Annotated in this window: 18 protein-coding genes, 1 tRNA gene and 3 rRNA genes; 8 read left to right on the top strand and 14 right to left on the bottom strand. The window is 45.5% G+C overall.

The window, feature by feature from the left end:
* Nucleotides 1-58 precede the first annotated feature (58 nt).
* Nucleotides 59-322: a hypothetical protein gene (locus M5J74_RS26465; RefSeq protein ID WP_015156872.1), complete on the top strand. Its 264-nt coding sequence runs from the start codon at nt 59-61 to the stop codon at nt 320-322.
* A gap of 27 nt (nt 323-349) precedes the next feature.
* Here M5J74_RS26465 and M5J74_RS26460 read toward each other — a convergent pair whose 3' ends face one another.
* Nucleotides 350-511: a molybdenum-pterin-binding domain-containing protein gene (locus tag M5J74_RS26460; protein ID WP_071925454.1), complete on the bottom strand. Its 162-nt coding sequence runs from the start codon at nt 509-511 to the stop codon at nt 350-352.
* A gap of 498 nt (nt 512-1009) precedes the next feature.
* Here M5J74_RS26460 and M5J74_RS26455 point away from each other — a divergent pair, with 498 nt between their 5' ends.
* On the top strand, nt 1010-1354 hold the full coding sequence (locus tag M5J74_RS26455; protein WP_250014194.1) for a hypothetical protein: 345 nt from the start codon (nt 1010-1012) through the stop codon (nt 1352-1354).
* Nucleotides 1355-1372: 18 nt separating this feature from the next.
* On the opposite strand, the gene M5J74_RS26450 is transcribed toward M5J74_RS26455, so the two are convergent.
* The 3 genes from M5J74_RS26450 to M5J74_RS26440 form a co-directional block, all read right to left on the bottom strand.
* Nucleotides 1373-2101, bottom strand: coding sequence for a pyridoxine 5'-phosphate synthase (locus M5J74_RS26450; RefSeq protein WP_250014192.1), 729 nt, complete (start codon nt 2099-2101; stop codon nt 1373-1375).
* A gap of 104 nt (nt 2102-2205) precedes the next feature.
* On the bottom strand, nt 2206-2742 hold the full coding sequence (locus tag M5J74_RS26445) for a GNAT family N-acetyltransferase (protein ID WP_250014190.1): 537 nt from the start codon (nt 2740-2742) through the stop codon (nt 2206-2208).
* A gap of 109 nt (nt 2743-2851) precedes the next feature.
* Nucleotides 2852-4333, bottom strand: a complete 1482-nt coding sequence (locus M5J74_RS26440; RefSeq protein WP_250014189.1) for a PLP-dependent aminotransferase family protein — start codon at nt 4331-4333, stop codon at nt 2852-2854.
* A gap of 275 nt (nt 4334-4608) precedes the next feature.
* On the opposite strand from M5J74_RS26440, the gene M5J74_RS26435 reads away from it, so the two are divergent.
* Complete coding sequence (locus M5J74_RS26435; protein ID WP_015156867.1) at nt 4609-4863, top strand: hypothetical protein; 255 nt, start codon at nt 4609-4611, stop codon at nt 4861-4863.
* A 247-nt stretch (nt 4864-5110) separates the two neighbouring features.
* On the opposite strand, the gene M5J74_RS26430 is transcribed toward M5J74_RS26435, so the two are convergent.
* From M5J74_RS26430 to M5J74_RS26420, 3 genes are read right to left on the bottom strand one after another with little or no spacing between them, the layout of a single operon-like run.
* The gene (locus M5J74_RS26430; protein WP_250014188.1) at nt 5111-6751 is read right to left on the bottom strand and encodes a CocE/NonD family hydrolase; all 1641 of its coding nucleotides are present in this window, start codon (nt 6749-6751) and stop codon (nt 5111-5113) included.
* On the bottom strand, nt 6745-7200 hold the full coding sequence (locus tag M5J74_RS26425) for a cupin domain-containing protein (RefSeq protein ID WP_015156864.1): 456 nt from the start codon (nt 7198-7200) through the stop codon (nt 6745-6747). The genes M5J74_RS26430 and M5J74_RS26425 overlap by 7 nt, the downstream gene beginning before the upstream one ends.
* Nucleotides 7201-7255: 55 nt before the next feature.
* Nucleotides 7256-8041 (bottom strand): cysteine hydrolase family protein, encoded by a 786-nt coding sequence (locus tag M5J74_RS26420; protein ID WP_371934089.1) that lies wholly within the window; start codon nt 8039-8041, stop codon nt 7256-7258.
* Between the two features lie 196 nt (nt 8042-8237).
* On the opposite strand from M5J74_RS26420, the gene M5J74_RS26415 reads away from it, so the two are divergent.
* Together M5J74_RS26415 and M5J74_RS26410 are read left to right on the top strand one after the other, a co-directional pair.
* Nucleotides 8238-9635 carry an amidohydrolase gene (locus M5J74_RS26415; RefSeq protein WP_015156862.1) on the top strand — a complete coding sequence of 466 codons (1398 nt, stop codon included), beginning with the start codon at nt 8238-8240 and terminating at the stop codon, nt 9633-9635.
* Nucleotides 9636-9896: 261 nt separating this feature from the next.
* Nucleotides 9897-10601, top strand: coding sequence for a rhomboid family intramembrane serine protease (locus tag M5J74_RS26410; RefSeq protein ID WP_015156861.1), 705 nt, complete (start codon nt 9897-9899; stop codon nt 10599-10601).
* A 70-nt stretch (nt 10602-10671) separates the two neighbouring features.
* On the opposite strand, the gene rrf is transcribed toward M5J74_RS26410, so the two are convergent.
* The 5 genes from rrf to M5J74_RS26385 form a co-directional block, all read right to left on the bottom strand.
* Nucleotides 10672-10789: ribosomal RNA gene (gene rrf / locus M5J74_RS26405) — 5S ribosomal RNA — on the bottom strand.
* 74 nt (nt 10790-10863) lie between these two features.
* Nucleotides 10864-13744: ribosomal RNA gene (locus tag M5J74_RS26400) — 23S ribosomal RNA — on the bottom strand.
* Nucleotides 13745-13966: 222 nt separating this feature from the next.
* Nucleotides 13967-14040, bottom strand: a tRNA-Ile gene (locus M5J74_RS26395).
* Between the two features lie 180 nt (nt 14041-14220).
* Nucleotides 14221-15712 (bottom strand): 16S ribosomal RNA (locus M5J74_RS26390).
* Together the 16S, 23S and 5S rRNA genes with 1 tRNA gene alongside form the textbook arrangement of a ribosomal RNA operon.
* Before the next feature lie 243 nt (nt 15713-15955).
* Entirely contained in the window at nt 15956-17203 is a 1248-nt protein-coding gene (locus tag M5J74_RS26385; protein ID WP_250014177.1) for a glycoside hydrolase family 10 protein, read from the bottom strand.
* A gap of 167 nt (nt 17204-17370) precedes the next feature.
* On the opposite strand from M5J74_RS26385, the gene M5J74_RS26380 reads away from it, so the two are divergent.
* The 3 genes from M5J74_RS26380 to moeB all read left to right on the top strand — a co-directional run bounded on the left by M5J74_RS26380 (nt 17371) and on the right by moeB (nt 20199).
* Nucleotides 17371-18351, top strand: coding sequence for a 3'(2'),5'-bisphosphate nucleotidase (locus M5J74_RS26380; protein WP_250014175.1), 981 nt, complete (start codon nt 17371-17373; stop codon nt 18349-18351).
* Nucleotides 18352-18366: 15 nt separating this feature from the next.
* Nucleotides 18367-18846 carry a Mov34/MPN/PAD-1 family protein gene (locus tag M5J74_RS26375; protein ID WP_106170816.1) on the top strand — a complete coding sequence of 160 codons (480 nt, stop codon included), beginning with the start codon at nt 18367-18369 and terminating at the stop codon, nt 18844-18846.
* 180 nt (nt 18847-19026) lie between these two features.
* Nucleotides 19027-20199 carry a molybdopterin-synthase adenylyltransferase MoeB gene (moeB, locus tag M5J74_RS26370; protein ID WP_015157394.1) on the top strand — a complete coding sequence of 391 codons (1173 nt, stop codon included), beginning with the start codon at nt 19027-19029 and terminating at the stop codon, nt 20197-20199.
* Between the two features lie 146 nt (nt 20200-20345).
* Here moeB and metK read toward each other — a convergent pair whose 3' ends face one another.
* The gene (metK, locus tag M5J74_RS26365) at nt 20346-21605 is read right to left on the bottom strand and encodes a methionine adenosyltransferase (RefSeq protein ID WP_250017175.1); all 1260 of its coding nucleotides are present in this window, start codon (nt 21603-21605) and stop codon (nt 20346-20348) included.
* Between the two features lie 256 nt (nt 21606-21861).
* A complete protein-coding gene (locus M5J74_RS26360) occupies nt 21862-23229 on the bottom strand; it encodes an aldehyde dehydrogenase family protein (RefSeq protein WP_250014167.1) in 1368 nt (455 codons plus the stop codon).
* Nucleotides 23230-23475 lie beyond the last annotated feature (246 nt).

Genomic DNA, 23475 nt, shown 5'->3' with positions numbered 1-23475 from the left:
GTAGGTTAATAGTTATAAGTTCTTGAGTATAAACTCGGAATTGGAGCGCAGCAGCAACATGACACCAATTCAAATAGCCGCGTTAGAGCAGTTTTTGGCTAACAATGGTTTTCTATATGACGATTACGATGAAGAAACTGGTGCGGTTATCTATAGTGTCAGCAGGGGTGACTGGACGATGCAAATAGCCTATGGCGATGAATGTTACTACTGTTTGTATAACGATGTCACCGAGGATGCTGATTGTGCGGAAATTACTCAGCTAGCGGAATTAATGGTGAAGTATGACAGGCTAGCCAAAACTCATTGGCACGCCGCTTAGGGAGTGAAATAGGCGCGTCGCCATAAATCACTCGGTTTGACTGTCCTCAGAATATGTAGGTAGCTTGCGGATCATTGCCCGCAGCAAGTCAGTTTTTGTTCTCTGAGTTTGATGACAATATGTTTCGAGCGCTTGCATTTCTAGCTCCGAAACTTTGAAGGTGATCCACTGCTTTGAATCCTTAGCCACTTGTCTACAGTTGAAGTAACATTAAAACCCACAACGAGCTTCTGTATAGACTAGCACGATATCTTGTGCGTTTAACAAATAGCGGTATCGCAAGAGACTGATTCTGTGCCGCAATTGTGAAAAATTAGATGGTAATTGGTACTAATATCAACCAACCTGCCTCGAACGAGAGCTAGGGCTTACGCTGGGCAATCTATGCTTTGGCAGCATACTTAGCATTTGTTGGTCAATTTTATTCGCAATCTAGATCTGATTAGCCTGGCTCCTCGCTCCTGGTGCGCCTGTAAGAATTTAAACGAAGTATTATTTAACACAGTGAAAAAAAGCTTTGGTAACGATTAGAATTCGCTCTAAAGCTGTATGTAAATCTCTGTGGCTAGATAGATTAACTTGTCTGTCAGCGAACAAACAATAGTATTAGGTTTATGGTTTAGTAGTTTTAGCAAAGAGTATTAACAAGTTGAACGGACAAAATCTGGTCAAGTTATGGGGTGCGCTATGCCAGAAGAGATAGACTTAACAAAAATTAAAGCAATTGGAGAAGTCATTCAGAAGAATTTAGCGATCGTACAGCAAGCGTTGGGAATTGAGAAAATAAATGATAGTGATTTGAGTGAATTAGAAATTGAATCAGAAGTATTTGCCAAGGAAACTGTTAGTAACTTCCCCAGCAGGAGAATAACTGTATCAGAACTGGCAGAAGAAAAATGCCACTTGTTAGCTATGAGAGAGGCAAATCGAGCTAGATTTTTGGAAAATCAAGCTATTTTTGCAGAAAGCGTGACCAAGTTTAATAGATCGAAAGATAGATTTGTTCAACGACAAAAAGTCAGACATCGGTAAAACCGATGTCTGACTTTTTCAAATTTTTGACTCTGGCAGCACTTTCAGATATTCTTTTACTGCTGTTGATAGTCCCATGTCCAATGCATCTGCTATCAGAGCATGACCGATTGAGACTTCAAGTATATTGGGAATTGAGCAGAATTTTGCCAAGTTTTGTAGGTTCAAATCGTGTCCGGCATTGACACCTAAACCGATCGCCTGAGCTTGTCTAGCGGCAGCAGCATATTGTTGAAAAACTGATTCTACATTACCATGACGAAATGCTGTAGCATAAGGTTCTGTATATAATTCAATGCGATCGCTACCAATCTTTTTAGCAATTTGAATTTGATTTGGATCGGTATCCATAAACAAACTGACGCGAATTCCTAAAGATTTTAATTCGTTGATAATTGGTATCAGCTTTTCCCCATCTCGCACCAAATCCCAACCGCAATCTGAAGTGAATGTATTTGGTGCATCTGGAACCAGAGTGCATTGAGTTGGGTTTACTTGACGAACTATCTCCATAAATGGAGGTTGAAAAGGATTCCCTTCAATGTTGAACTCAACTGATAACATCTCTGCTAACTCATAAACATCTGAAGGTTTGATATGTCGTTCGTCGGGACGAGGATGAACGGTAATTCCACTTGCGCCTGCATCAATGCAAATTTGTGCTGCGTTTACAACACTTGGTATGCCAAGATTTCGAGTATTTCTCAACAAAGCAACCTTATTCAAATTAACGCTGAGATTTGTCATCCAATTCTACTCGCGATCGCTTCAATAAACTTATAGCAAAATAATGTCACGCGGAGGCGCAAAGACGCGAAGAAAAGCACAAAGAAGATTCTGAAAAAAAATTATTACTTTAGCTTCAATTGATAAAAGGTTGTATCGCCTGCCATTGTAGGGAAAGTTACGGGTAATTGCTTTCTACTAATTGCTGTAAAACCATTTTTCTCATAGAAACGATGAGCAGCTTGAAAAACATCAACTGTTCCTAAATAAATATCGCAGATATTTTTATTTTGCGCCCAATTTAGCAACGTATGCAATAAATTTTGACCAACCCCGATGTGCTTGCCGCGATAGTTAGGATCGACAAACATTTTTCTTAAAGCTAATTGACGATCGCCCATATCAATAGCTGCGATCGTACCAATAACTTTTTCTCGGTATAAGGCAATCCAAAAGTTACCGTTACCTTGTTGGTAGAAGTTTGGAATGTCTAGTAAGTCGCGTTGATCTTTAAGAGTAATTGGCAAGCCAAACTCTTGTTGTTGAATGTTTAAAATGAGCTTGATAATTGCTGCTTGATACTGAGACTGGTAAGTAATAATTTGAATATTCTGAATATTTGATAATTCGTCTGAGAAATTAGGTGAAGTAGATTCTAACATTGAGCTAATAATCTCATTCTAATTCTACAACAGCTTGATAGTACGTTTTATTTGTCTTGCTGACGATTTTTAGTAAGGTGGGGATTGCCCATTCTACATTTGATTTTGACTAAACGTACTTCTGCAAGATTTCTCCTAAAATGGCGATCCCTTGCTCGATTTGTTCTGGTAAAAGGGTAAAATTCAAACGCAAAGCAGGATAGCTTTGCTGTCCGCCTGGGAAAAATGGCGTTCCTTCGGCAACGAATATACCTCTAGCTAACGCTTTTTGACAAATTTCTGCTAGTGGTAAGTGGGCAGGCATTTGCACCCACAAGAAGGTTCCACCTTTGGGAATCGTCCAATAAGTAGCAGGAGGATAGTGACGCTGCATGGCATTTAGCATGGCATTGCGACTTTGCAGATGGACGGCTTGCAAATGTGCTAAATGGTGGCGATAATGTCCAGATGCTAAATACTCGCTGACAATAGCTTGGGAAACTGTAGATACGTGGATATCGTAGTGCAATTTACGCTCTACCAAAGGCTGATAATCTTCTCCAGTGACAACGAGATAGCCGACGCGGATACCTGGCATGATGGTTTTAGAAAACGTACCAGCGTAGATGACGCGATCGCTTGTATCTAATGCTTTAATTGGCACTGGCACGGGTTCAAAATTCAGTCCTTCATAAGCATTATCTTCTAGTACGACACAATCATATTTTTCGGCTAATGCCAACAATTGACGGCGATGATCTAAGGAAGTGGTAAGACCTGTAGGATTGTGTAAAGTGCTAACGGTAAATATCAGCTTGGGACGGTAAGTATAAAGATTTTTTTCCAACAACTCCAAATTTATACCTTCGGGTGTCATTGGTATACCAATGACCCTTGCACCCATGTTGTACAGCAGGGATAGCATACCGTACCAGGTGGGGCTTTCAACCAACACCCAATCACCAGGTTTGACATAGTGATGTACGGCTAACAATATTCCTTGTTTGGAACCGTTAGTAATAATTAAATTGTCTGCCGTAACATTTAAACCGTGCTGCTGTACCAATAGCCGCGCAATTTGTTGCCGTAGTACGAACTGTCCTTGAGGTAAGTCGTAGTTAAATAAACTACCCGATATTTGCTTCACGGCGCGTCGGGCAACACGCGGTAAATCGTCCAATCCAGAAGCTAAAGAAAAACCGCTACTAAGATCGATCGTCCCTGGTTGCTGACGGGCTTGCACCGATTTCATGTAGAGATTGAAAGACGAACCGCCCTGGAATTCTTCAATTCGTGGTGGTAGGGGGGGTTGTTCTAGAACAATCGTGTCTTGGGGTGGCGCAAATTGGTGCTTTGACTCGACGCGATCGATTTTTGCCGGACAGACAAAGTAGCCAGATCCTTGACGGGCTTCTACCAGTCCTTCTGCTGCCAAGACATTGTAAGCCTCGATGACGGTAAGCTTATTTACCCGCGTACTAGCAGACAAGGTGCGAATGGAAGGAAGTTTATCCCCCGATCGCAATGCACCAGTTTCAATCAAATGACGGATGCGATCGCAGATCTGGAGATAAACAGCCGTAGATGAGTGTCTTTCAATAGGAATTCTCACAATGCAATCCTTTTTAAAGATGAGAATTCAGCCTGTTTGAATATGATAAATGATTCATCTGAATCTGTGATGGTACACTTTGACTTTATTTACCTAGAACAGTTTTAGATCGAGTCAACTGTTCTATTAAAAATATCTGAATCCGTACCTTATCAGATTTAACGGGTGTGGATAAAACTATATGTAAGCAAGTCGAAAGGCAAAAGTCAAAAGGCAAAAATATAGAAAATTGCCCGTGAATTTTGCTGCAAATAAATACGATCGCCAGGTTTATTATGATGAAAACTTCAGTTTTACCTACGCAAAAAACAAAAATATCTTTATTGCTCATTGAGAGTTTCAAGGCAATTATTGAAAAATTAATTCAGGCTTTAACTCGCAGTCATGAATTACAAGTTTGGCGCAAAAAAGACCGTAATGGTAACGCTTACTGGCAAGCATTCGATCCAAAAACCCGTAAATCTACTAGTCTCAGTTCCGAGGCAGAAATGCGAATTTGGATCGAGCAACGCTACTACCACTCTGACTAAACGAAACATGGAACTCATCATTACTTACTCAATTGTCCACATCTGTTTAGTAGCAGCATCATGGCTATCAACCAATGCAAAAAATCGCCCCATCTCTCCCCCAACCCGCTACCTTGGGAGTACGGATATTGAACCAGAAGTAACAATAGAAATGCAAAAAACACGACTTTGGTTTTAACAACCTTGCATCACAACCAAAATACCTTTTGCGCCCTTACTTTGCGTCTTTGCGTCTTTGCGTGACATTTCAACCAAGATCCACAACTGGCAACAACAACCTAGAAGCGCGATCGCCACCACACTCAACCCTCAAAGTCACAACTTGAGCATCCATCAACCGCGTGCTACCCAAAGGCGAACCCGTACCAGGATTCATCGGATAAGCCGGAAAACAAGCCGCACTCAAACTCAACCGCAAAGCATTCCCCTTTCTAATACACACACATGTCGCTTGCAGAGACATTTTTAAAGGTCGATCTTGCCCTGACGGAACGTGAATGTAACCCTGAGTCAGGTTATAGACACTCCCATTCGGGTGTACCTCAGAAACCACCGCACACAAGTCATGACTGGGTGTATCGGCACTGCACCAAATCTCTGCCATCACTTCCCCCGCCAAATGCAAATCTGTCACTAAGGGTGCAGTAGTATAAGTCAAAACGTCGGTACGACAGTCAATTTGCGATCGCTCAAACGATCCTGCGGGTACGACTGCATGACCTCCCAACGCTGGCACGGGTCGCCAAGGGTCGTGAACGAAGACATCTGAAGCATAGGATTCGGGACAAGATTCGCTTAGCATCCCTGAGTCTTCCCGAATACTTGCCAATCCAGTGCTTGACAAAAAATACGATTTCTGGTTTGATTTGCTTATTATGGGTAAAGTGTGCCACATATTAGCTCCCATCTCAAACCAACGAATTGGTGACTCTGCTTCTAAGCCTGTATCCAAACCCTTTAAAAACAGATCGAACCAACGAACTTGCATCTCATCTACGGGACTGACAGCTTCCAGCCCGTAATCAACTGCACCGACTTTGCGCGACCAAGGTAAATGCGCCCAAGGTCCCACGAGCAATTGCTGACGATATTGACTCCGTTCTGCCATATCTTTGTACAAACGCAGCGTCCCGCGCAGGTAAGTATCAAACCAGCCGCCAATATGAAACATCGGTAGATCGACATGTTGCAAGTAGCACTGAGGCGAAATTTCCTGCCAGTAGTCATCATCTTGAGAATGTTCCAACCACTCGTGATAAAAGGCATTAGGCGCGAATTTACGCAGGCACTCGTTTAAGCTAGGAACGCGATCGTAGACAGATATATCTTGAGCCGCAGCGTAGAGAGTGTAATGTGCCGCAACATCACCCTGTATCCTGGCGGATTCGGCAGCGAGTTGAATTGCCCAGCCCAAATTCGTTTGCAAGCAAAAAGCCCCACCCTCGTATACCCAGTCGCTGTAAAGGTTATAGGCAACCATCGCCGGGCAAATTGTTTTTAAAGCAGGAGGCTTGGCAGCAGCAGCATACAACTGCGTCATTCCCTGATAAGAAAAGCCATACATCCCAACTTTGCCATTACTACCAGGTAAATTTGCTGCCCAATTTACCGTATCTTCACCATCTTCAATTTCATGGACAAATAACTTAAATTCTCCCTCTGATGTGCCTCGCCCTCGCACGTCTTGGATTACGACAATATATCCACGGGCAGCATACCAAGTTGGATGGGCATAGACTACAGTAGACGCGATCGCCCTACCATAGGGTTGACGCATTAATAATACGGGAAATTCACCTTCAGCATCAGGATAGTAGACATCTGCATCCAACCGCACGCGATTGCGCGTCAGCATCGAAACAGTTTTTTTCGGGCGCACTGCTAACATAAAACTGGTGCAGGTAAGCGACGCAACACGGAAATATCCTCCTCATCCAGCTCTACAGGCGTACCGCTACGGATTAGTTCGGCAAAGTCTTCGTTTGGAACCATGATACACAGGGCATACAACCGAGTCGAACCAGTATTTTCTATGATATGAGTTCCCGTAGCAGGGACTAAAATGCTATCTCCGGCTTGGATAGAAACCGTTTTCCCATCACACATTGCTCGTCCTTCGCCTTTGAGGATAAAAAACATTTCTACTGCCCGTCGGTGTCGATTAGGAGGAGTCTTGCCATCCACATCAAAAATTTCTACACACATCGTCAGTGACTTGTTAGCAGTTGCCGTGTCAAAGACAAGCGCCAATCTGTTGGTATCTTGAGGGCTAATCCGAAAGGCTTGGTAGTCTTGGGGAGACTTAATAACGGGAATTACACAACGATTTGTATTCATACGTGGTAATTAGTAGTTGGTAATAGGCAAGAGGCGAGACGTAACTGATAACTGGTCACTGGTCACTAGTCACTGTATCTTTAATTGCTTCCACGATAGCTTGGGAATCGGTGACAAAACCAAAGCATTGCTTAACGTTGTATAAAGTTGCCAGCCAGCAATATTCTGGGGATGTGGTAGCGGTACAGTCTTCGACTAACACGCAGTCGTAGCCTAAAAAATTAGCATCTTGTAATGTTGCCATGACGCATTGATCGACATTTACGCCTGCAAAAAATAGCGTCGTTCTGCCCAAATTACGCAAAATACTATCTAAGGGAGTATCCCAAAAACCACTCATGCGGTACTTATCGACGCGGATATCTTGGGGAAGTTGTTCTAACTCATCTACTACCGCCGCCGCCCAACTTCCAGCCGTTAGTACCTTAGCACCGTTGGTAGGGAGAGGGTCGCCTAACCCGACTCCCGTACCTGTGGGGTTGTAAACGTGGCGCGAACCAGCACTAATATTAACTAAATCGACACGATTGCCCCAGTTGATCCAGAGGACAGGGACATCAATTTGCCGCAAAACTGGCAGTAAAGATTTTAGCGGTGAAATCGGGCTGCGGGCGGGAGTCACATCCACGCCAATATGTGCCAGCCAGCCATCGGGATGACAGAAATCATTTTGCATATCTATAACTAGAATGGCAGACTTTGCCAAGTCGAGGCGTAGAGTTTTGGTTTGAGTTAGTAGGGTAATAATTTTTGTGTCTAGAGGCGGACGAGTGATATCTGCGATCGCTTCATTGACTGCCCAGGCGTTGGGTGGTATTCCTAGAGTTGTTAGGTGGTTCATATTAGAGGGGAGTTGGGAGTCGGGAGTCGGCGTGCATAAATGTTTGTCCAGATGCGGTTCGATCGATGCATCGCACGCCTCTATATGCAAGATTATTATTCAGTGACTTTGTACTCTGAGTAGAAATCTTTTTTACAGAATTGGTGTCACACTAAATAACAAGATTTTATATTTGTTGATATTTAAGGATAAGTTTGTGAGTTATACGATTCAACAAGCCTTAATTCCGGTTGAAGACGGTTACACAACAGTAGACGTGCAGATAGAAAACGATCGCATTGCTGCTATTGCTCCCCAATTACCTATAAACGGCACGGCGATCGATGGTAAAAATAAGTTACTCCTACCTGGTTTTTTTAACGCTCACACGCATTCTTCTGAAATGTGGCAACGGGGGATGATTCCTCCCGTACCTTTAGAGTTGTGGCTTGCCGAACTGTACGATTTTGCCCCCCTCGATCCCGAACAAGTCTATCTCAGTGCTTTGGGTACGGCAGTGGAAACCCTACTTTCAGGAGGGACTAGCGTTGTCGATCACTTAGTTTTGATCCCAGGAAAGGAAATTGAAACTGTAGCAGCGGCAGTGAGGGCTTATCGTGAAATTGGCATTCGGGCTTTCGTTGCGCCCCTAATTCAAGATGAAGCTTTGACTGCGGGAATACCAACTGGAGGGAAGGAAGTAGAAAAAGAAGCTTTCTTTCGTTCTACAAATGAGATATTGGCAATGATGAAGGACGTTGTGACTCAATTCCACCGCCCAGAGGAAGGAATTAATCTACTCGTCGCCCCTACAGGAATTCAACTATGTTCTGATGCTTTATTTACAGGGTGTATTGAATTGAGCGATCGCTACAATCTCTGTCGTCATTCTCACTTACTCGAAACCAAAGCCCAGCAAAAATTAGCACGAGAAAAGTACGATTGCAGTGCTGTAGAACACTTAAAACAAATTGGCTATTTGAACGATCGCACTTCTTTAGCCCATTGTGTATGGTTGGATGACGACGACATTGCTATCCTTGCCAAAACGAAATCAACTGTAGTTCACAATCCCTTAAGTAACCTACGTTTAGGTAGCGGCATCGCCCCTATTTTAAAATACCGTCAAGCAGGAATAAACGTGAGTTTTGGTTGCGATGGTTCTGCGAGTAACGATTCGCAAGATTTGCTAGAAGCAATCAAAATTGGTTCAATTCTACACACTGTTACCGATCCAGATTATCGTCACTGGATTACACCCCGTCAAGCAGTAGAAATGGCATCTTGCGGCGGGGCAAAAGGACTAAATGTTTCAGATACAATAGGAACCTTAACAGTAGGAAAAAAAGCCGATCTAGTAGTTTATAATTTGACTAATTTATCGCTCCTACCTCGTACCGATCCAATTGGTTTACTAATATTAGGTCGTCCAACTCAGGTTGTTGATAGTGTCTGGGTAAATGGCAAACAAATTGTGAGTGGTGGGAAGTTAACAACTATTGATATTGACGAACTACGACAAAAACTATTTCATCGCAGCCAATGGAGTAGCCAGCGCCAATCTAAAACTGTGACAGATATTGAGGTTCGCTATCGTGCGGTGATGGGATTATAAGTTAAAAATGAGAAAGAAAAAAATTCTATTAAATCATATTCTTCGATCGACCTGCGCGATCGCTCTCATTCTCTTCAAATCGAACAAATTTACCTAACTTTTCTGTCATTTCTCCATGTCACTGTGAGCGCAGTGCGTGTTTCTCTACTTCGGCAATGTATGCTGACGATACCTTTTTCCTATTCTAGTATTTACGTCTATTCTGCCCTCTGTCTGCCCAATCGATGTCTGACAAAAGAATGAGTTTTTACCCCAACTACTATGATTCCAATTAGCAATCGCATTCCTAGCGGTAGGCAACCAGTTGTTGTCTATTTAATAATAGGTATAAATATTGTTTTATTTATCTGGGAATGGAAACTCGATGTTAAAGGAGAACTAAGCCATATCATTAATAGTTGGGGAGTGACTCCAACAAAAATATTTTATGTCACGACAGCAGCTTTTACTACCTTGAATCCTGCTGCTTGGATAGCTTGGCTTTTACTTCAGTTGTCCCTAGTTCAAGGACTATTCTTGCATAGTAGTTTCAGCCATTTAATCGGTAATTCACTATTTTTATTAGTATTTGGCAAAACTTTAGAGAACTTATTAGGACATCTCAAGTTTTTATATTTTTATTTACTGTGTGGCGTTTTAACCTTTGGATTGCAGATTTTAGTTGAGCCTACACTCAACTTACCTTTAATTGGCTCGAATGGTGCGACTGTGGGAGTTTTAGGAGCTTATCTCTACAAGTTTCCTAAAACTAAAATTGATACTATATTACCCTTACTAATTATATTTATTCCCCTGAAAATACCAGCATCCTTTTATTTGTATTGGTGGTTTATTCAACAGCTATTTTATGGTTTTGGTAATTTAAGCATTCATAGCAGTATAAATCCTTCTAATCTTAGCTATTGGATGCATGGGATTGGATTGATTATTGGTATAATTTTGATGCGCTCTCTAAAATATAAGTAGTTATAAAAAATATCTATAGATAAATAGCAAAAGCCCCTCTATTCCTAGAGAGGCTTCGATTGAAAAATCGACCTGGCGCGGAGCTATTGTCCCGTGGGGCGACCCCCAGAGTATCGTCGCCGCAGTCGCGTTTCACACCTGAGTTCGGGATGGAATCAGAGTGGGTCCACAACGCCATGCGCACCAGGAAAGCTGTCGGGTGGAGGTCACCCTGAAGACTGCATAGAAAGAGAAAATTGTCAAGTCCGCCAATGATTTGGTTGTGGTCAAGCCCTCGGTCTGTTAGTATCAGTCGGCTGCACGTGTTACCACGCTTCCACCACTGACCTATCAACCCATGTTCTGTGGGTGACCTTACTGAATTTAATTCATGAGAGTACTCATCTGGAGGTGGGCTTCCCACTTAGATGCTTTCAGCGGTTATCCGCTCCGAACTTGGCTACCCAGCGTTTACCGTTGGCACGATAACTGGTACACCAGCGGTTCGTCCTTCCCGGTCCTCTCGTACTAAGGAAGGCTCCTCGCAATACTCTAACGCCTGCACCGGATATGGACCGAACTGTCTCACGACGTTCTGAACCCAGCTCACGTACCGCTTTAATGGGCGAACAGCCCAACCCTTGGGACGTACTTCCGCCCCAGGTTGCGATGAGCCGACATCGAGGTGCCAAACCTCCCCGTCGATGTGGACTCTTGGGGGAGATCAGCCTGTTATCCCTAGAGTAACTTTTATCCGTTGAGCGACGGCGCTTCCACTCACTACCGTCGGATCACTAAGGCCGTGTTTCCACCCTGCGCGAGTTGTCACTCTTGCAGTCAAGCTCCCTTTTGCCTTTACACTCTGCGGCTGATTTCCAACCAGCCTGAGGGAACCTTTGCGCGCCTCCGTTACACTTTAGGAGGCGACCGCCCCAGTCAAACTGCCCACCTGAAACTGTTCCCCGACCGGATAACGGTCGCGGGTTAGAATTCTAGCCTCGCCAGAGTGGTATCTCACATTGCGGCTCCTCACTCCCCACAAGGAGTGAATCATTGCCTCCCACCTATTCTGCGCAAGCAAAGCCCGAACACCATTCCAGGCTACAGTAAAGCTTCATAGGGTCTTTCTGTCCAGGTGCAGGTAGTCCGTATCTTCACAGACATTCCTATTTCGCCGAGTCTCTCTCTGAGACACCATCCAGATCGTTACGCCTTTCGTGCGGGTCGGAACTTACCCGACAAGGAATTTCGCTACCTTAGGACCGTTATAGTTACGGCCGCCGTTCACCGGGGCTTCGGTCGCCAGCTTTAGGCTCAAGGCCCTGACCGACTTCCTTAACCTTCCGGCACTGGGCAGGCGTCAGCCCCCATACCTCGTCTATTGACTTTGCGGAGACCTGTGTTTTTGGTAAACAGTCGCCTGGATCTCTTCACTGCGACCTACTTGCGTAGGCACCCCTTCTTCCGAAGTTACGGGGCCATGTTGCCGAGTTCCTTAGAGAGAGTTATCTCGCGCCCCTTAGTATTCTCTACCTCCCTACCTGTGTCGGTTTTGGGTACAGGTGACGATTAGTTAACGTGTTTAGAGCTTTTCTTGGAAGCTTGACCGCTACCACTTCGGGTCCGTAGACCCTCGGTCTCTTAACCCCAGCTCGAAGCGTTTTCGCCGCTTCTCGATGCCTCGGTTAATTGCGCCAGTAACCAACATCTGGCTGGTGCGTGCCTTCTCCGTCCCTCTGCACAACTAATCTTCAGTACGGGATTGTTCGCCCGTTGTCCATCGACTACGCCGTTCGGCCTCGCCTTAGGTCCTGACTAACCCTCCACGGACGAGCCTTGTGGAGGAACCCTTAGGGTTTCGGGGTATTGGATTCTCACCAATATTTGCGCTACTCAAGCCGACATTCTCACTTCTGCTTCGTCCACACCTGCTTGCCGCTAGTGCTTCACCCTATCGCAGAACGCTCCCCTACCACTTGTATCGCTACAAGTCCGCAGCTTCGGTACAAAGTTTAGTCCCGTTCATTTTCGGCGCAGGAGCGCTTGACCAGTGAGCTATTACGCACTCTTTCAAGGATGGCTGCTTCTAGGCAAACCTCCTGGTTGTCTGTGCACTCCCACCTCCTTTGCCACTTAACTTTGATTTGGGGACCTTAGCTGGCGGTCTGGGCTGTTTCCCTCTTGACGATGAAGCTTATCCCCCACCGTCTCACTAGTAAGATTGTTGCTGGTATTCTGAGTTTGTCTCGATTTGGTACAGCTTGAGGCCGCCCGCACCGAAACAGTGCTTTACCCCCAGCAATTATCACTTACCGCTGCGCCTCAACACATTTCGGGGAGAACCAGCTAGCTCTGGGTTCGATTGGCATTTCACCCCTAACCACAGCTCATCCGCCGATTTTTCAACATCGGTCGGTGCGGACCTCCACTTGGTGTTACCCAAGCTTCATCCTGGCCATGGTTAGATCACCCAGGTTCGGGTCTATATACACTGATAATTCGCCCACTTCAGACTCGCTTTCGCTGTGGCTATTCGCCATACCAGTGACTATAACTCGCCGGCTCATTCTTCAACAGGCACGCGGTCGGACGTTGAATCATCCTTCCACTGCTTGTCAACTGACGGTTTCATGTTCTATTTCACTCCCCTTATCGGGGTTCTTTTCACCTTTCCCTCGCGGTACTGTTGCTCTATCGCTCACGCAGTAGTATTTAGCCTTACCGAGTGGTCTCGGCTGATTCACTAGGGATTTCCCGTGTCCCTAGCTACTCGGGATTCAGCTAGTAGCACTTCAACTTTCGACTACGGGACTATCACCCTCTTTGGTACGATTTGTCAATCGTTTCGTCTAGTCTAGTGCTTCCATCTCGCTGTCCCACTACCCCAGAATACTTGTACTCTGGTTTAGGCTGTTCTCCTTTCGCTCACCACTACTGGGAGAATCTCGTTTGATTTCTTTTCCTCCAGCTACTAAGATGTTTCAGTTGGCTGGGTTGGCTCATACCTGTCTATGGATTCAACAGGCTGTACAAGGGGGTTGCCCCATTCGGATATCTTCGGCTCAGTGCTTGCTGCCAGCTCCCCGAAGCTTTTCGTCGGTCGCCACGTCCTTCTTCGCCTCTGCGTGTCTAGGTATCCACCGTCAGCTGTATTTCGCTTGACCAGTTATTTCGCAAATACTTGGTTTTCTACCTGACTATTTCTCTTTTCTCTATGCAGTTTTCAAGGTGCTCGCTGGAGAATTTCCAGCAGTTGTCTCCACTCGCAGACAGTGCTGAATTTTACTCAACTTGACTAGCCTATCACATCCCACTGGATTTGACTTGACCAATTGCTTGTTTCAATTTTTTTGAATCTCGAACTGGAAATTCTCAATTCTTTGAGGTGGGCCATCCTGGACTCGAACCAGGGACCTCACCCTTATCAGGGGTGCGCTCTAACCACCTGAGCTAATAGCCCCTACTGGTGGTACCGCTCCTACCGAACCAGTTCTAGTTTGAAAGCGTTGCTGCACTCGAGCTGTTTTGTCAGTGTCGTCCGACCTCGGGATGTCCTCAGTTTCCAGCTTGGTGTTAGTGCCTTTGCCGATACAATCGGCACCGGTCACTCTCTACTGGTTACTGAAGTTGGTCTCCCTGTAAAGGAGGTGATCCAGCCACACCTTCCGGTACGGCTACCTTGTTACGACTTCACCCCAGTCATCAGCCCTGCCTTCGGCATCCTCCTCCACGAATGGTTAGAGTAATGACTTCGGGCGTGGCCAACTTCCATGGTGTGACGGGCGGTGTGTACAAGGCCCGGGAACGTATTCACCGCCGTATGGCTGACCGGCGATTACTAGCGATTCCGCCTTCACGCAGGCGAGTTGCAGCCTGCGATCTGAACTGAGCTACGGTTTGCTGGGCTTTGCTCCCCATCGCTGGTTGGCTTCCCGTTGTCCGTAGCATTGTAGTACGTGTGTCGCCCAGGACGTAAGGGGCATGCTGACTTGACGTCATCCCCACCTTCCTCCGGTTTGTCACCGGCAGTCTGTCTAGAGTGCCCAACTGAATGATGGCAACTAAACACGAGGGTTGCGCTCGTTGCGGGACTTAACCCAACATCTCACGACACGAGCTGACGACAGCCATGCACCACCTGTGTTCTGGCTCCTTTCGGCACCCCATAGTTTCCCACGGGTTCCAGACATGTCAAGCCCTGGTAAGGTTCTTCGCGTTGCATCGAATTAAACCACATACTCCACCGCTTGTGCGGGCCCCCGTCAATTCCTTTGAGTTTCACACTTGCGTGCGTACTCCCCAGGCGGGATACTTAACGCGTTGGCTCCGGCACTCCTCGGGTCGATACGAGAAACGCCTAGTATCCATCGTTTACGGCTAGGACTACTGGGGTATCTAATCCCATTCGCTCCCCTAGCTTTCGTCCCTCAGTGTCAGTTGCAACCTAGTAGAGCGCTTTCGCCACTGGTGTTCTTCCCGATCTCTACGCATTTCACCGCTACACCGGGAATTCCCTCTACCCCTATTGCTCTCTAGCTCACCAGTTTCCACCGCCTCTTCCCAGTTAAGCTGGGGGCTTTGACAGCAGACTTGATGTGCCACCTGCGGACGCTTTACGCCCAATCATTCCGGATAACGCTTGCATCCTCCGTATTACCGCGGCTGCTGGCACGGAGTTAGCCGATGCTGATTCCTCAGGTACCGTCATTGCTTCTTCCCTGAGAAAAGAGGTTTACGACCCAAGAGCCTTCCTCCCTCACGCGGTATTGCTCCGTCAGGCTTTCGCCCATTGCGGAAAATTCCCCACTGCTGCCTCCCGTAGGAGTCTGGGCCGTGTCTCAGTCCCAGTGTGGCCGGTCGTCCTCTCAAACCGGCTACCGATCGCAGCCTTGGTAGGCTCTTACCCCACCAACTAGCTAATCGGTCGCGAGCTCCTCTTTTGGCTATGAATATTTCACCCAAGGGCACATCCGGTCTTAGCTGCCGTTTCCAGCAGTTGTCCCGGTCCAAAAGGCAGATTCTCACGCGTTACTCACCCGTCCGCCACTAAGCTCCGAAAAGCTCCGTTCGACTTGCATGTGTTAAGCATACCGCCAGCGTTCATCCTGAGCCAGGATCAAACTCTCCGTTTTTTTCCTTAAACTCAATTATCTTCTTTTAATTCGACACCAACCTCTTGTGCTTGTTGGCGCTTTCAAACTATACTCTTTTCTAGGTTCGGTCGCCCTTTGGGAGGTCGCTTCGCGTCCCTCTTTCATCCGGCGCTTTATTAATCTATCTAATCTCCACCAAATGTGTCAACCCTTTTGGTGAAAAAAAAATTTTGACTTTCCCCCCAATTCCCTTCCCACACCGGTTTGAAGAATTCTTAAACATTACTGCTTGACTCCCTGAGTAGTCCCTGCCCAACCGTGGGAGATTTGCGGTCGCGCTACAGTGTTAGGAAACATGGACCGGAAAGCAGAATCGCGATCGCCCAAACTTTCGTAGAAGAAGAAAGATACTCCTGCAAATCCTCGATTACGGACTGCTTGAACCTGCTGTTCAATCCGCTTCATAGGAGTAGGACGCTTTTTCAAACCTGCCAATATACCTATACTGACAGGAATACGGCTACGGACTGCTTTGATTTCTGGATGCTCTATTTCTTTAACGAAAGTTTTCAAATCATCTCGATAGACTTGTAAGACGACTTCCTCTACCAAACCCTTTTTTTCCCAAGTACGCCAATCTTGTAGAGACGTGTTATAAGCGTATTCGTGAGCATTTGGCGCTAGAGTCACGAGACAGTCAGGTCTGCGAGTTTTGACCGCTTGATAAATTTGGGTCATTAACTGCGTAATTTTGTTAGCACGCCAGCGCATCCACTGCGGATGACGAGGATTGGCAGGCGGCTTCTTACCGCCATTTTCCCGCTGGTAGAGTCGGGTAGTAAACGTGTCATAGCCTAAGTCAATAGGCAAACTGAAGTGATCGTCGATTTGGATACCGTCTATGTCGTACTTCAAGACAATCTCGGCAACTAAGTTGACGATAAATCGTTGCACCATTGGATGAAAGGGATTAAGCCAAACTTGGTTATATTTATTTCCTTTAGAAATTCGGCGGGAGTTGCGGCGATAGGTAATCCAGTCTGGATGACGGCGGATGAGGTCGGAATTGGCGGGTGCTTTTAACCCAAATTCAAACCAGGGAATAACGCTCAGTCCTTGCTGGTGACTCTGTTGGACAATTTCGGCTAAAACATCTCTTCCTTTCAACTTCGGATTGGGATCGAGCGACCTCCCAATTGTACGTTCTGCTACAGAGCTGGGATAGAGAGTATAGCCGCGATTCCAAACGGTAGGATAAACCGTGTTGAAGTTTAATTTTGCCAATCGTTGTAAAGCTTTGCTCAAGCGAGCGCGGGAAAACAAAACATCGCTGTCAACATTGGTCAACCACACTCCCCGCACTTCAGTTTCTACAGGGTGAGGCTGAGATGCTACTTGTAGCGGTAGGTGTAGTAGCAAGACGATCGCCATACATAGACTGAATAAAGTCATAAACCAAGCTTGACGCTTACCCTTCACCAGTAATCCGTCCTTTTGAGAATTTGTTGGCAGTGGATTCGATCGTCGCACATCTCTTTTGTCAGTGGAAGATTGTCAAATTTCATATAGACTCGCAACCGATTGTAAAGAGTTAAGTTAACGAGTTTGTCGTAAGGGTTCACAGCCGTGCGCCTCTACCACTCTTTCTAGCTATGTGTCATAATCCAGCCTGGATGCTATGTCTGAGGAAGTAGCTGATGGCATACGAATTAGAAAAACAGGTGGCGATCGCATCTGTAATCGGAGCAATCAAACTCTGCACGCAAATTCAAAACGATTGCCTGGTTGCTGCAATAGAAAAACCAGATTTTAGTCCAGTCACAATTGCAGATTTAGGCGCTCAGGCAATTATCTGTCAAGCGATCGCGGCAGATTTTCCTCAAGATACAGTTGTAGGGGAAGAAGATGCAAAGTTGCTGCGCCAACCGCATATGTCTGAGCAACTGGAACAAATCGCATCTTACGTGCGGGTACATATTCCAGAAACATCTGCTGAGACTGTCTTGGAGTGGATCGATCGCGGTAACGGTCAAGTAGGCGGTCGCTTTTGGACTCTAGATCCGATTGACGGGACAAAAGGATTTTTACGCGGCGATCAATATGCGATCGCTCTCGCTTTGATTGAGGATGGAGAAGTCAAGCTAGGGGTGATGGGTTGTCCAGCATTACCACTAGACTTGAATCAGCCACAAGGCGAACGAGGAGTTTTATTTGTAGCTGTGAGGGGACAGGGAACAACTCAAATCGCTTTAAAAAGTGGGGTTTCTCAGCCAATTTTAGGGGCGAGAACTGCGAACAAACACAATTTCCGTTCGACGGAGAGTGTAGAGTCAAGACATGGTAATTTGCCTTTACAACGAGCGATCGCGCAAGCAGTTGGCATGACTCCCGAGCCACTCTCGATCGATAGCATGGCGAAATATGCCGTAGTTGCTAGGGGTGAAGCTGCTCTTTATTTACGACTGCCTTGGGCAGAATATCCCGATTACCGCGAAAATATTTGGGATCATGCCGCAGGAGCAATCGTTTTAGAAGAGGCTGGCGGTCGTGTTTCAGATATGTACGGTAAGCCTTTGGAGTTTGCTGCTAATGCTAAGATGCTCAATAATCGGGGCATTATTGCTAGTAGTAGCGATATATATGATGCCGTGTTGGATGCACTGCAAGAGAAAGTTTAAGTCAATTTAAAGCTTGTGAGTATTAGGTTAACAGTCGAACATTTGCGGCTGATTTGCAGCCACGCAGAAAGTACTTATCCACATGAGTGCTGTGGCTTATTGCTGGGTAAGTTGAGTCAGGATGACAAAATTTTAGTAGAGGCGATCGCAACTGAAAATGATTGGAATCCAACAGCTGCCGCAGATTTTCAAGCGATCGATCCAAATCTGAATTTAGGCACGCAGAAGAATACTTACTACACGATCGCCCCAGAAGTGATGTTGAATGTGCAAAAAGAGGCACGCGATCGCCAACTTGATATTATTGGGATTTATCATTCCCACCCCGACCATCCCGCAATTCCATCAGAATTCGATCGCCTCTGTGGGTGGCAAGCCTATTCGTATATCATTGTTTCAGTTCTCCAAGGCAAGGCTAGAGACGTATTGAGTTGGAGCCTTGACGATAACCATCAGTTCCAACCAGAAGAGATTGTCGTAGAAAGATTAATTTAGCGATCGCAAATTTAAGCACCAAAATTTAAGAATTGTATCGCGATCGTATCTAGTGTTTTTCCATTTAAGATACGATGTAGGGTCTGTCTGTATTCAAGATAGATTCCATCTCCCCATCACCCCCTCATGATGGTAATCAACCGGAGACGATGTTAATCCGCTCCTTTCCATCAAACTGTTATGCTCAATCCCAATTTGGATGAAATCCAACTCTCACAAGAAGAATACGAACGTTTTTCCCGTCACCTGATTTTGCCAGAAGTCGGACTGGAAGGACAAAAGCGTTTGAAAGCCGCCAGCGTACTGTGTATCGGTACGGGAGGTTTAGGTGCGCCCCTGTTGTTATACTTAGCGGCAGCTGGGATCGGACGCATCGGGATTGTCGATTTTGATATCGTCGATCGCTCCAATTTACAACGTCAGGTGATTCACGGCACATCTTGGGTTGGGAAACCGAAGATTGAATCTGCTAAAGAGCGAATTCTAGAGATTAATCCTCATTGCCAGGTTGACCTTTATGAAACGCGCTTGAGTTCGGAAAATGCGCTGGAAATCCTCAAACCATACGATATCGTCGCTGATGGAACTGACAATTTCCCTACGCGGTATTTGGTAAACGATGCTTGCGTGTTGTTAGATAAACCGAATGTTTACGGTTCTATTTTCCGATTTGAAGGACAAGCGACTGTATTTAACTATCAGGGTGGTCCTAACTACCGCGATTTATATCCCGAACCCCCACCACCTGGGATGGTTCCTTCCTGCGCTGAAGGTGGGGTACTGGGAGTGCTGTGTGGCATCATTGGCACAATTCAAGCAACAGAAACTGTCAAAATCATTTTGGGTAAAGGAACGACTTTGAGCGGGCGTTTGTTGTTATACAATGCCCTCGATATGAAGTTCCGCGAGTTGAAGTTGCGTCCCAATCCCGTGCGTCCGGTAATTGAAAAGTTAGTAGATTACGAACAATTCTGTGGGATTCCCCAAGCGAAAGCAGAGGAGGCAAAACAGCAGATGAATATTCAAGAAATGACGGTACAGGAATTGAAGCAGTTACTCGATAGTGGTGCTGATGATTTCGTGCTGCTAGATGTGCGTAACCCGCACGAGTATGAAATTGCGAAAATTCCCGGTTCGGTATTAGTGCCTTTGCCAGATATTGAGAATGGGGAAGGTGTGGAGAAGGTAAAAGAGATACTCAACGGTCATCGGTTAATTGCTCATTGTAAAGCAGGAATGCGATCGGCTAAGGCTTTGGGTATTTTGAAGCAAGCTGGGATTGAAGGGACGAATGTAAAGGGTGGAATTACTGCCTGGAGTCAGGAAGTCGATCCTTCTGTGCCTCAATATTAGATCCCCTAACCCCCTTAGAAAGGGGGAAATAATGCAATATCCCCAGGTAGGAGCGCACAGATGTGCGCTCCTACTGATATGTGTAGGTACAAAAAAAGTAGAGACATTAAATCAATGTCTCTACTTGAAGAACTACCTATGTTTGGTTAAACTGTCGCTGAAACAGGTTGATTTAATGCTTGCTTTAAGATGTCTGCTTTGTCGGTTTTTTCCCAAGGCAAGTCTAAGTCATTTCGTCCCAAATGACCGTAGGCAGCAACATCTTGATAGAAGCGACCACCTCTTTCAGCTGGTAGGTTACGCAAGTTGAAGGCGTGGATAATACCAGCTGGACGGAGTTCAAAATTCTGTTGGACTAACTCCAGCAAACGGTCTTCGTCAATTTTGCCAGTGCCGAATGTTTCTACTAAAATGCTAACGGGTCGCGCTACACCGATCGCATAACTCAGTTGTACTTCGCACTTGTCAGCTAACCCAGCAGCAACAATATTTTTTGCCACGTAGCGGCAAGCATAAGCCGCACTGCGGTCTACTTTAGTGGGGTCTTTACCAGAAAAAGCACCGCCACCATGCCGTGAGTATCCACCGTAGGTATCGACAATAATTTTACGTCCAGTTAAGCCAGAATCACCTTGGGGACCGCCAATGACAAACTTGCCTGTGGGGTTGACTAAAAAGCGAGTTTGTGCATCTGGTTTGACCTCAATATCGGCAAAGACTGGCTCTACAACCGCTGACCAGAGGTCTTCTCTAATCTTGGCTTGCACTGCTTTCTCGTCGGTGATGTCGCCAATCGTCGGTGCGTGCTGAGTCGAGATTAAAATCGTATCAATTCTTACAGGTCGTCCGTCTTCATAGGCAATTGTAACTTGAGTTTTGCCATCAGGACGCAAGTACGCCAGTTGACCAGTTTTCCGTACTGCGGCTAGACGGCGAGAAATTCGATGGGCAAGGCTGATAGGCAAAGGCATCAATTCGGGGGTTTCGTTACAAGCGAAACCAAACATGATCCCCTGGTCGCCCGCACCCGTAGAATCAAATATTTCTTCACTAGATTTTTCGCGAGTTTCGTGCGCTGTATCAACGCCTTGAGCAATATCAGCCGATTGTTCGTCTAGGGCAACTAGTACGGAACAGCTATTGGAACAAAAGCCATTGACAGCATCGGTGTAGCCAATTTCAGCAATTTTTTGTCTAGCTAAATTGACATAATTAACTTGAGCTTTGCTAGTAATTTCACCAGTAATTAAGACTAATCCAGTGTTAACGACTACTTCTGCTGCGACTCGGCTGGTGGGGTCTTGCGCCAGTAGTGCATCTAAGATAGTGTCGGAAATTTGATCGCAGATCTTATCAGGATGACCTTCAGTGACTGATTCTGAGGAAAATAGGTAGCGACGAGACAAAGGCAGTTCCTCCTTGGAGTTGCTGATATTGAGTAAGTTTGCTTTGAGTGTAGCTATGTCAATCGGCGATCGCCGCCGTTTTACCACTATTTACAATTATTATGTGGGTGCTATCCCCTCAGCGATTAAAAGCTAGATAGACGGTGTGTATTTTAGCCTATCTCAAACAAGTCGGTTTGTAAAAATTCTAGTAGGAAATTTGCCATCTTAACGCAACAGGTGTATTAAGTCTGTGTAAAGTTCGATCGTTTCACAGCTAACCTAAAATGCGCTTAAGTAAGGGTAACTTGCCGCGATAGGGAGGATAGCGTAAATTAATCTCGATCGCCAGAGAACGATACAGTACGCTCTTGTAGTGCGAAAATATGTCAAAACTAGCCTTGCCGTGATATTTTCCCATGCCACTACTACCCACTCCACCAAAGGGTAATGTGGGAACGACAAATTGCAATACGGTGTCGTTGATGCAGGCGCTACCAGAGGAAGTTTCTGCTAGAACGCGCTTTTGCAGGTTTCTGTCACGAGAAAAGAGGTATAAAGCCAACGGTTTCGATCCTTGATTAACGATCGCGATCGCCTCAGATATATCTTGGTAAGTCACGACTGGTAAAATGGGACCAAAAATTTCTGACTGCATTGCTGGCACGTCTAGGGAAGCTAACTCAATGACAGTGGGTGCAATATAGCGTGACTCGGCATCTGTTTCTCCCCCAAAAACTATCTTGCCATCCGCTAGCAAGGCAACTAAGCGATCGAATTGTTTGCGATCGATAATTCTGCCATAATCGGGGCTATTCGCGGGTTGCGCGCCGTAAAATTCAGCGATGCATTTTTGAATTTTCTCGATAAATTGTTGTTTAATTGCTTCCGGGACTAAAAGATAGTCGGGGGCAATACAACTTTGTCCAGCATTAATAAATTTTCCCCAAGTAATTCGCTTGGCAGCATACTCAAGATTGATGTCAGTATCGACAATACAAGGACTTTTACCACCTAGTTCTAAGACAACTGGAGTTAAGTGCTTGGCTGCCGCTGCCATCACAATTTTACCTATATTCGTACTCCCCGTAAAAAAGATCAGATCGAATTTTTCTGTTAAGAGTTTTTGGCTAGTTTCGACTCCGCCTTCCACCACTGAAATATATGTGGAATCAAAATATTTTTGTAACATTTTAGCTAAGACCGCAGCAGCGTGAGTAGCGATTTCTGATGGTTTAATAATCGTACAGTTGCCCGCTGCGATCGCCCCCACGAGTGGAGTAATAGCTAACTGCAATGGATAATTCCACGGACTAATAATTAAAACAATTCCTCGCGGTTCTGGATAGATTTTGCCAGCACCAGGTAGTTGTTCAAGCGGAACGGCAGCTTTATGGGGTTTTATCCAACTTTTTAGATGTTTAATGGCATAGTCGATCTCTTTCTTGACTACGGTAATTTCTGTTAAGTATATTTCAACAACTGGTTTATGGAGATCTGCTTGTAATGCCTCGTTAATAGCAATTTCGTACTCAACTATCGCCTGTTTGAGGATTTTTAGCTGGGCAAGCCGAAAGTCTATCGATCGCGTTTTACCAGTTTGAAAAAATTCTCTTTGTTGGCGTAGCAGCTCGGAGTAATTCATCTTTTTTAATTATTTCACTACACTTTGATAGTGAAGTGCTTGCAATAGCACATACAATATTGATATAATTTACTTCATAATGGGAATATAATTGCTTTTTTAAATTGCGTTTATATTTCCATTATTGAACTAAACTACTTTACTACAATTAGGTTTTTAAAACAAGTCGCAACAGCGATCGCTTCTCATAAAATCAATTGCAGAAAAGTCTAGCTCAATGTGAGCGATCGCCCTTGCAAATGACGA

Source organism: Chroococcidiopsis sp. CCNUC1, from assembly GCF_023546805.1.
GTDB classification, from domain to species: Bacteria; Cyanobacteriota; Cyanobacteriia; order Cyanobacteriales; family Chroococcidiopsidaceae; genus Chroococcidiopsis; species Chroococcidiopsis thermalis.
Note: the sequence above shows the minus strand (reverse complement) of the source record. Positions and strands in the feature narration are given on the sequence as shown.

What these genes read in the sequence shown, in the direction of transcription:
- M5J74_RS26465 (WP_015156872.1), top strand. Translation starts at nt 59, where the DNA reads ATGACACCAATTCAAATAGCCGCGTTAGAGCAGTTTTTGGCTAACAAT.
- M5J74_RS26455 (WP_250014194.1), top strand. Translation starts at nt 1,010, where the DNA reads ATGCCAGAAGAGATAGACTTAACAAAAATTAAAGCAATTGGAGAAGTC.
- M5J74_RS26450 (WP_250014192.1), bottom strand. Translation starts at nt 2,101, where the DNA reads ATGACAAATCTCAGCGTTAATTTGAATAAGGTTGCTTTGTTGAGAAAT.
- M5J74_RS26445 (WP_250014190.1), bottom strand. Translation starts at nt 2,742, where the DNA reads ATGTTAGAATCTACTTCACCTAATTTCTCAGACGAATTATCAAATATT.
- M5J74_RS26435 (WP_015156867.1), top strand. Translation starts at nt 4,609, where the DNA reads ATGATGAAAACTTCAGTTTTACCTACGCAAAAAACAAAAATATCTTTA.
- M5J74_RS26430 (WP_250014188.1), bottom strand. Translation starts at nt 6,751, where the DNA reads ATGTTAGCAGTGCGCCCGAAAAAAACTGTTTCGATGCTGACGCGCAAT.
- M5J74_RS26425 (WP_015156864.1), bottom strand. Translation starts at nt 7,200, where the DNA reads ATGAATACAAATCGTTGTGTAATTCCCGTTATTAAGTCTCCCCAAGAC.
- M5J74_RS26420 (WP_371934089.1), bottom strand. Translation starts at nt 8,041, where the DNA reads ATGAACCACCTAACAACTCTAGGAATACCACCCAACGCCTGGGCAGTC.
- M5J74_RS26410 (WP_015156861.1), top strand. Translation starts at nt 9,897, where the DNA reads ATGATTCCAATTAGCAATCGCATTCCTAGCGGTAGGCAACCAGTTGTT.
- M5J74_RS26380 (WP_250014175.1), top strand. Translation starts at nt 17,371, where the DNA reads ATGGCATACGAATTAGAAAAACAGGTGGCGATCGCATCTGTAATCGGA.
- moeB (WP_015157394.1), top strand. Translation starts at nt 19,027, where the DNA reads ATGCTCAATCCCAATTTGGATGAAATCCAACTCTCACAAGAAGAATAC.
- M5J74_RS26360 (WP_250014167.1), bottom strand. Translation starts at nt 23,229, where the DNA reads ATGAATTACTCCGAGCTGCTACGCCAACAAAGAGAATTTTTTCAAACT.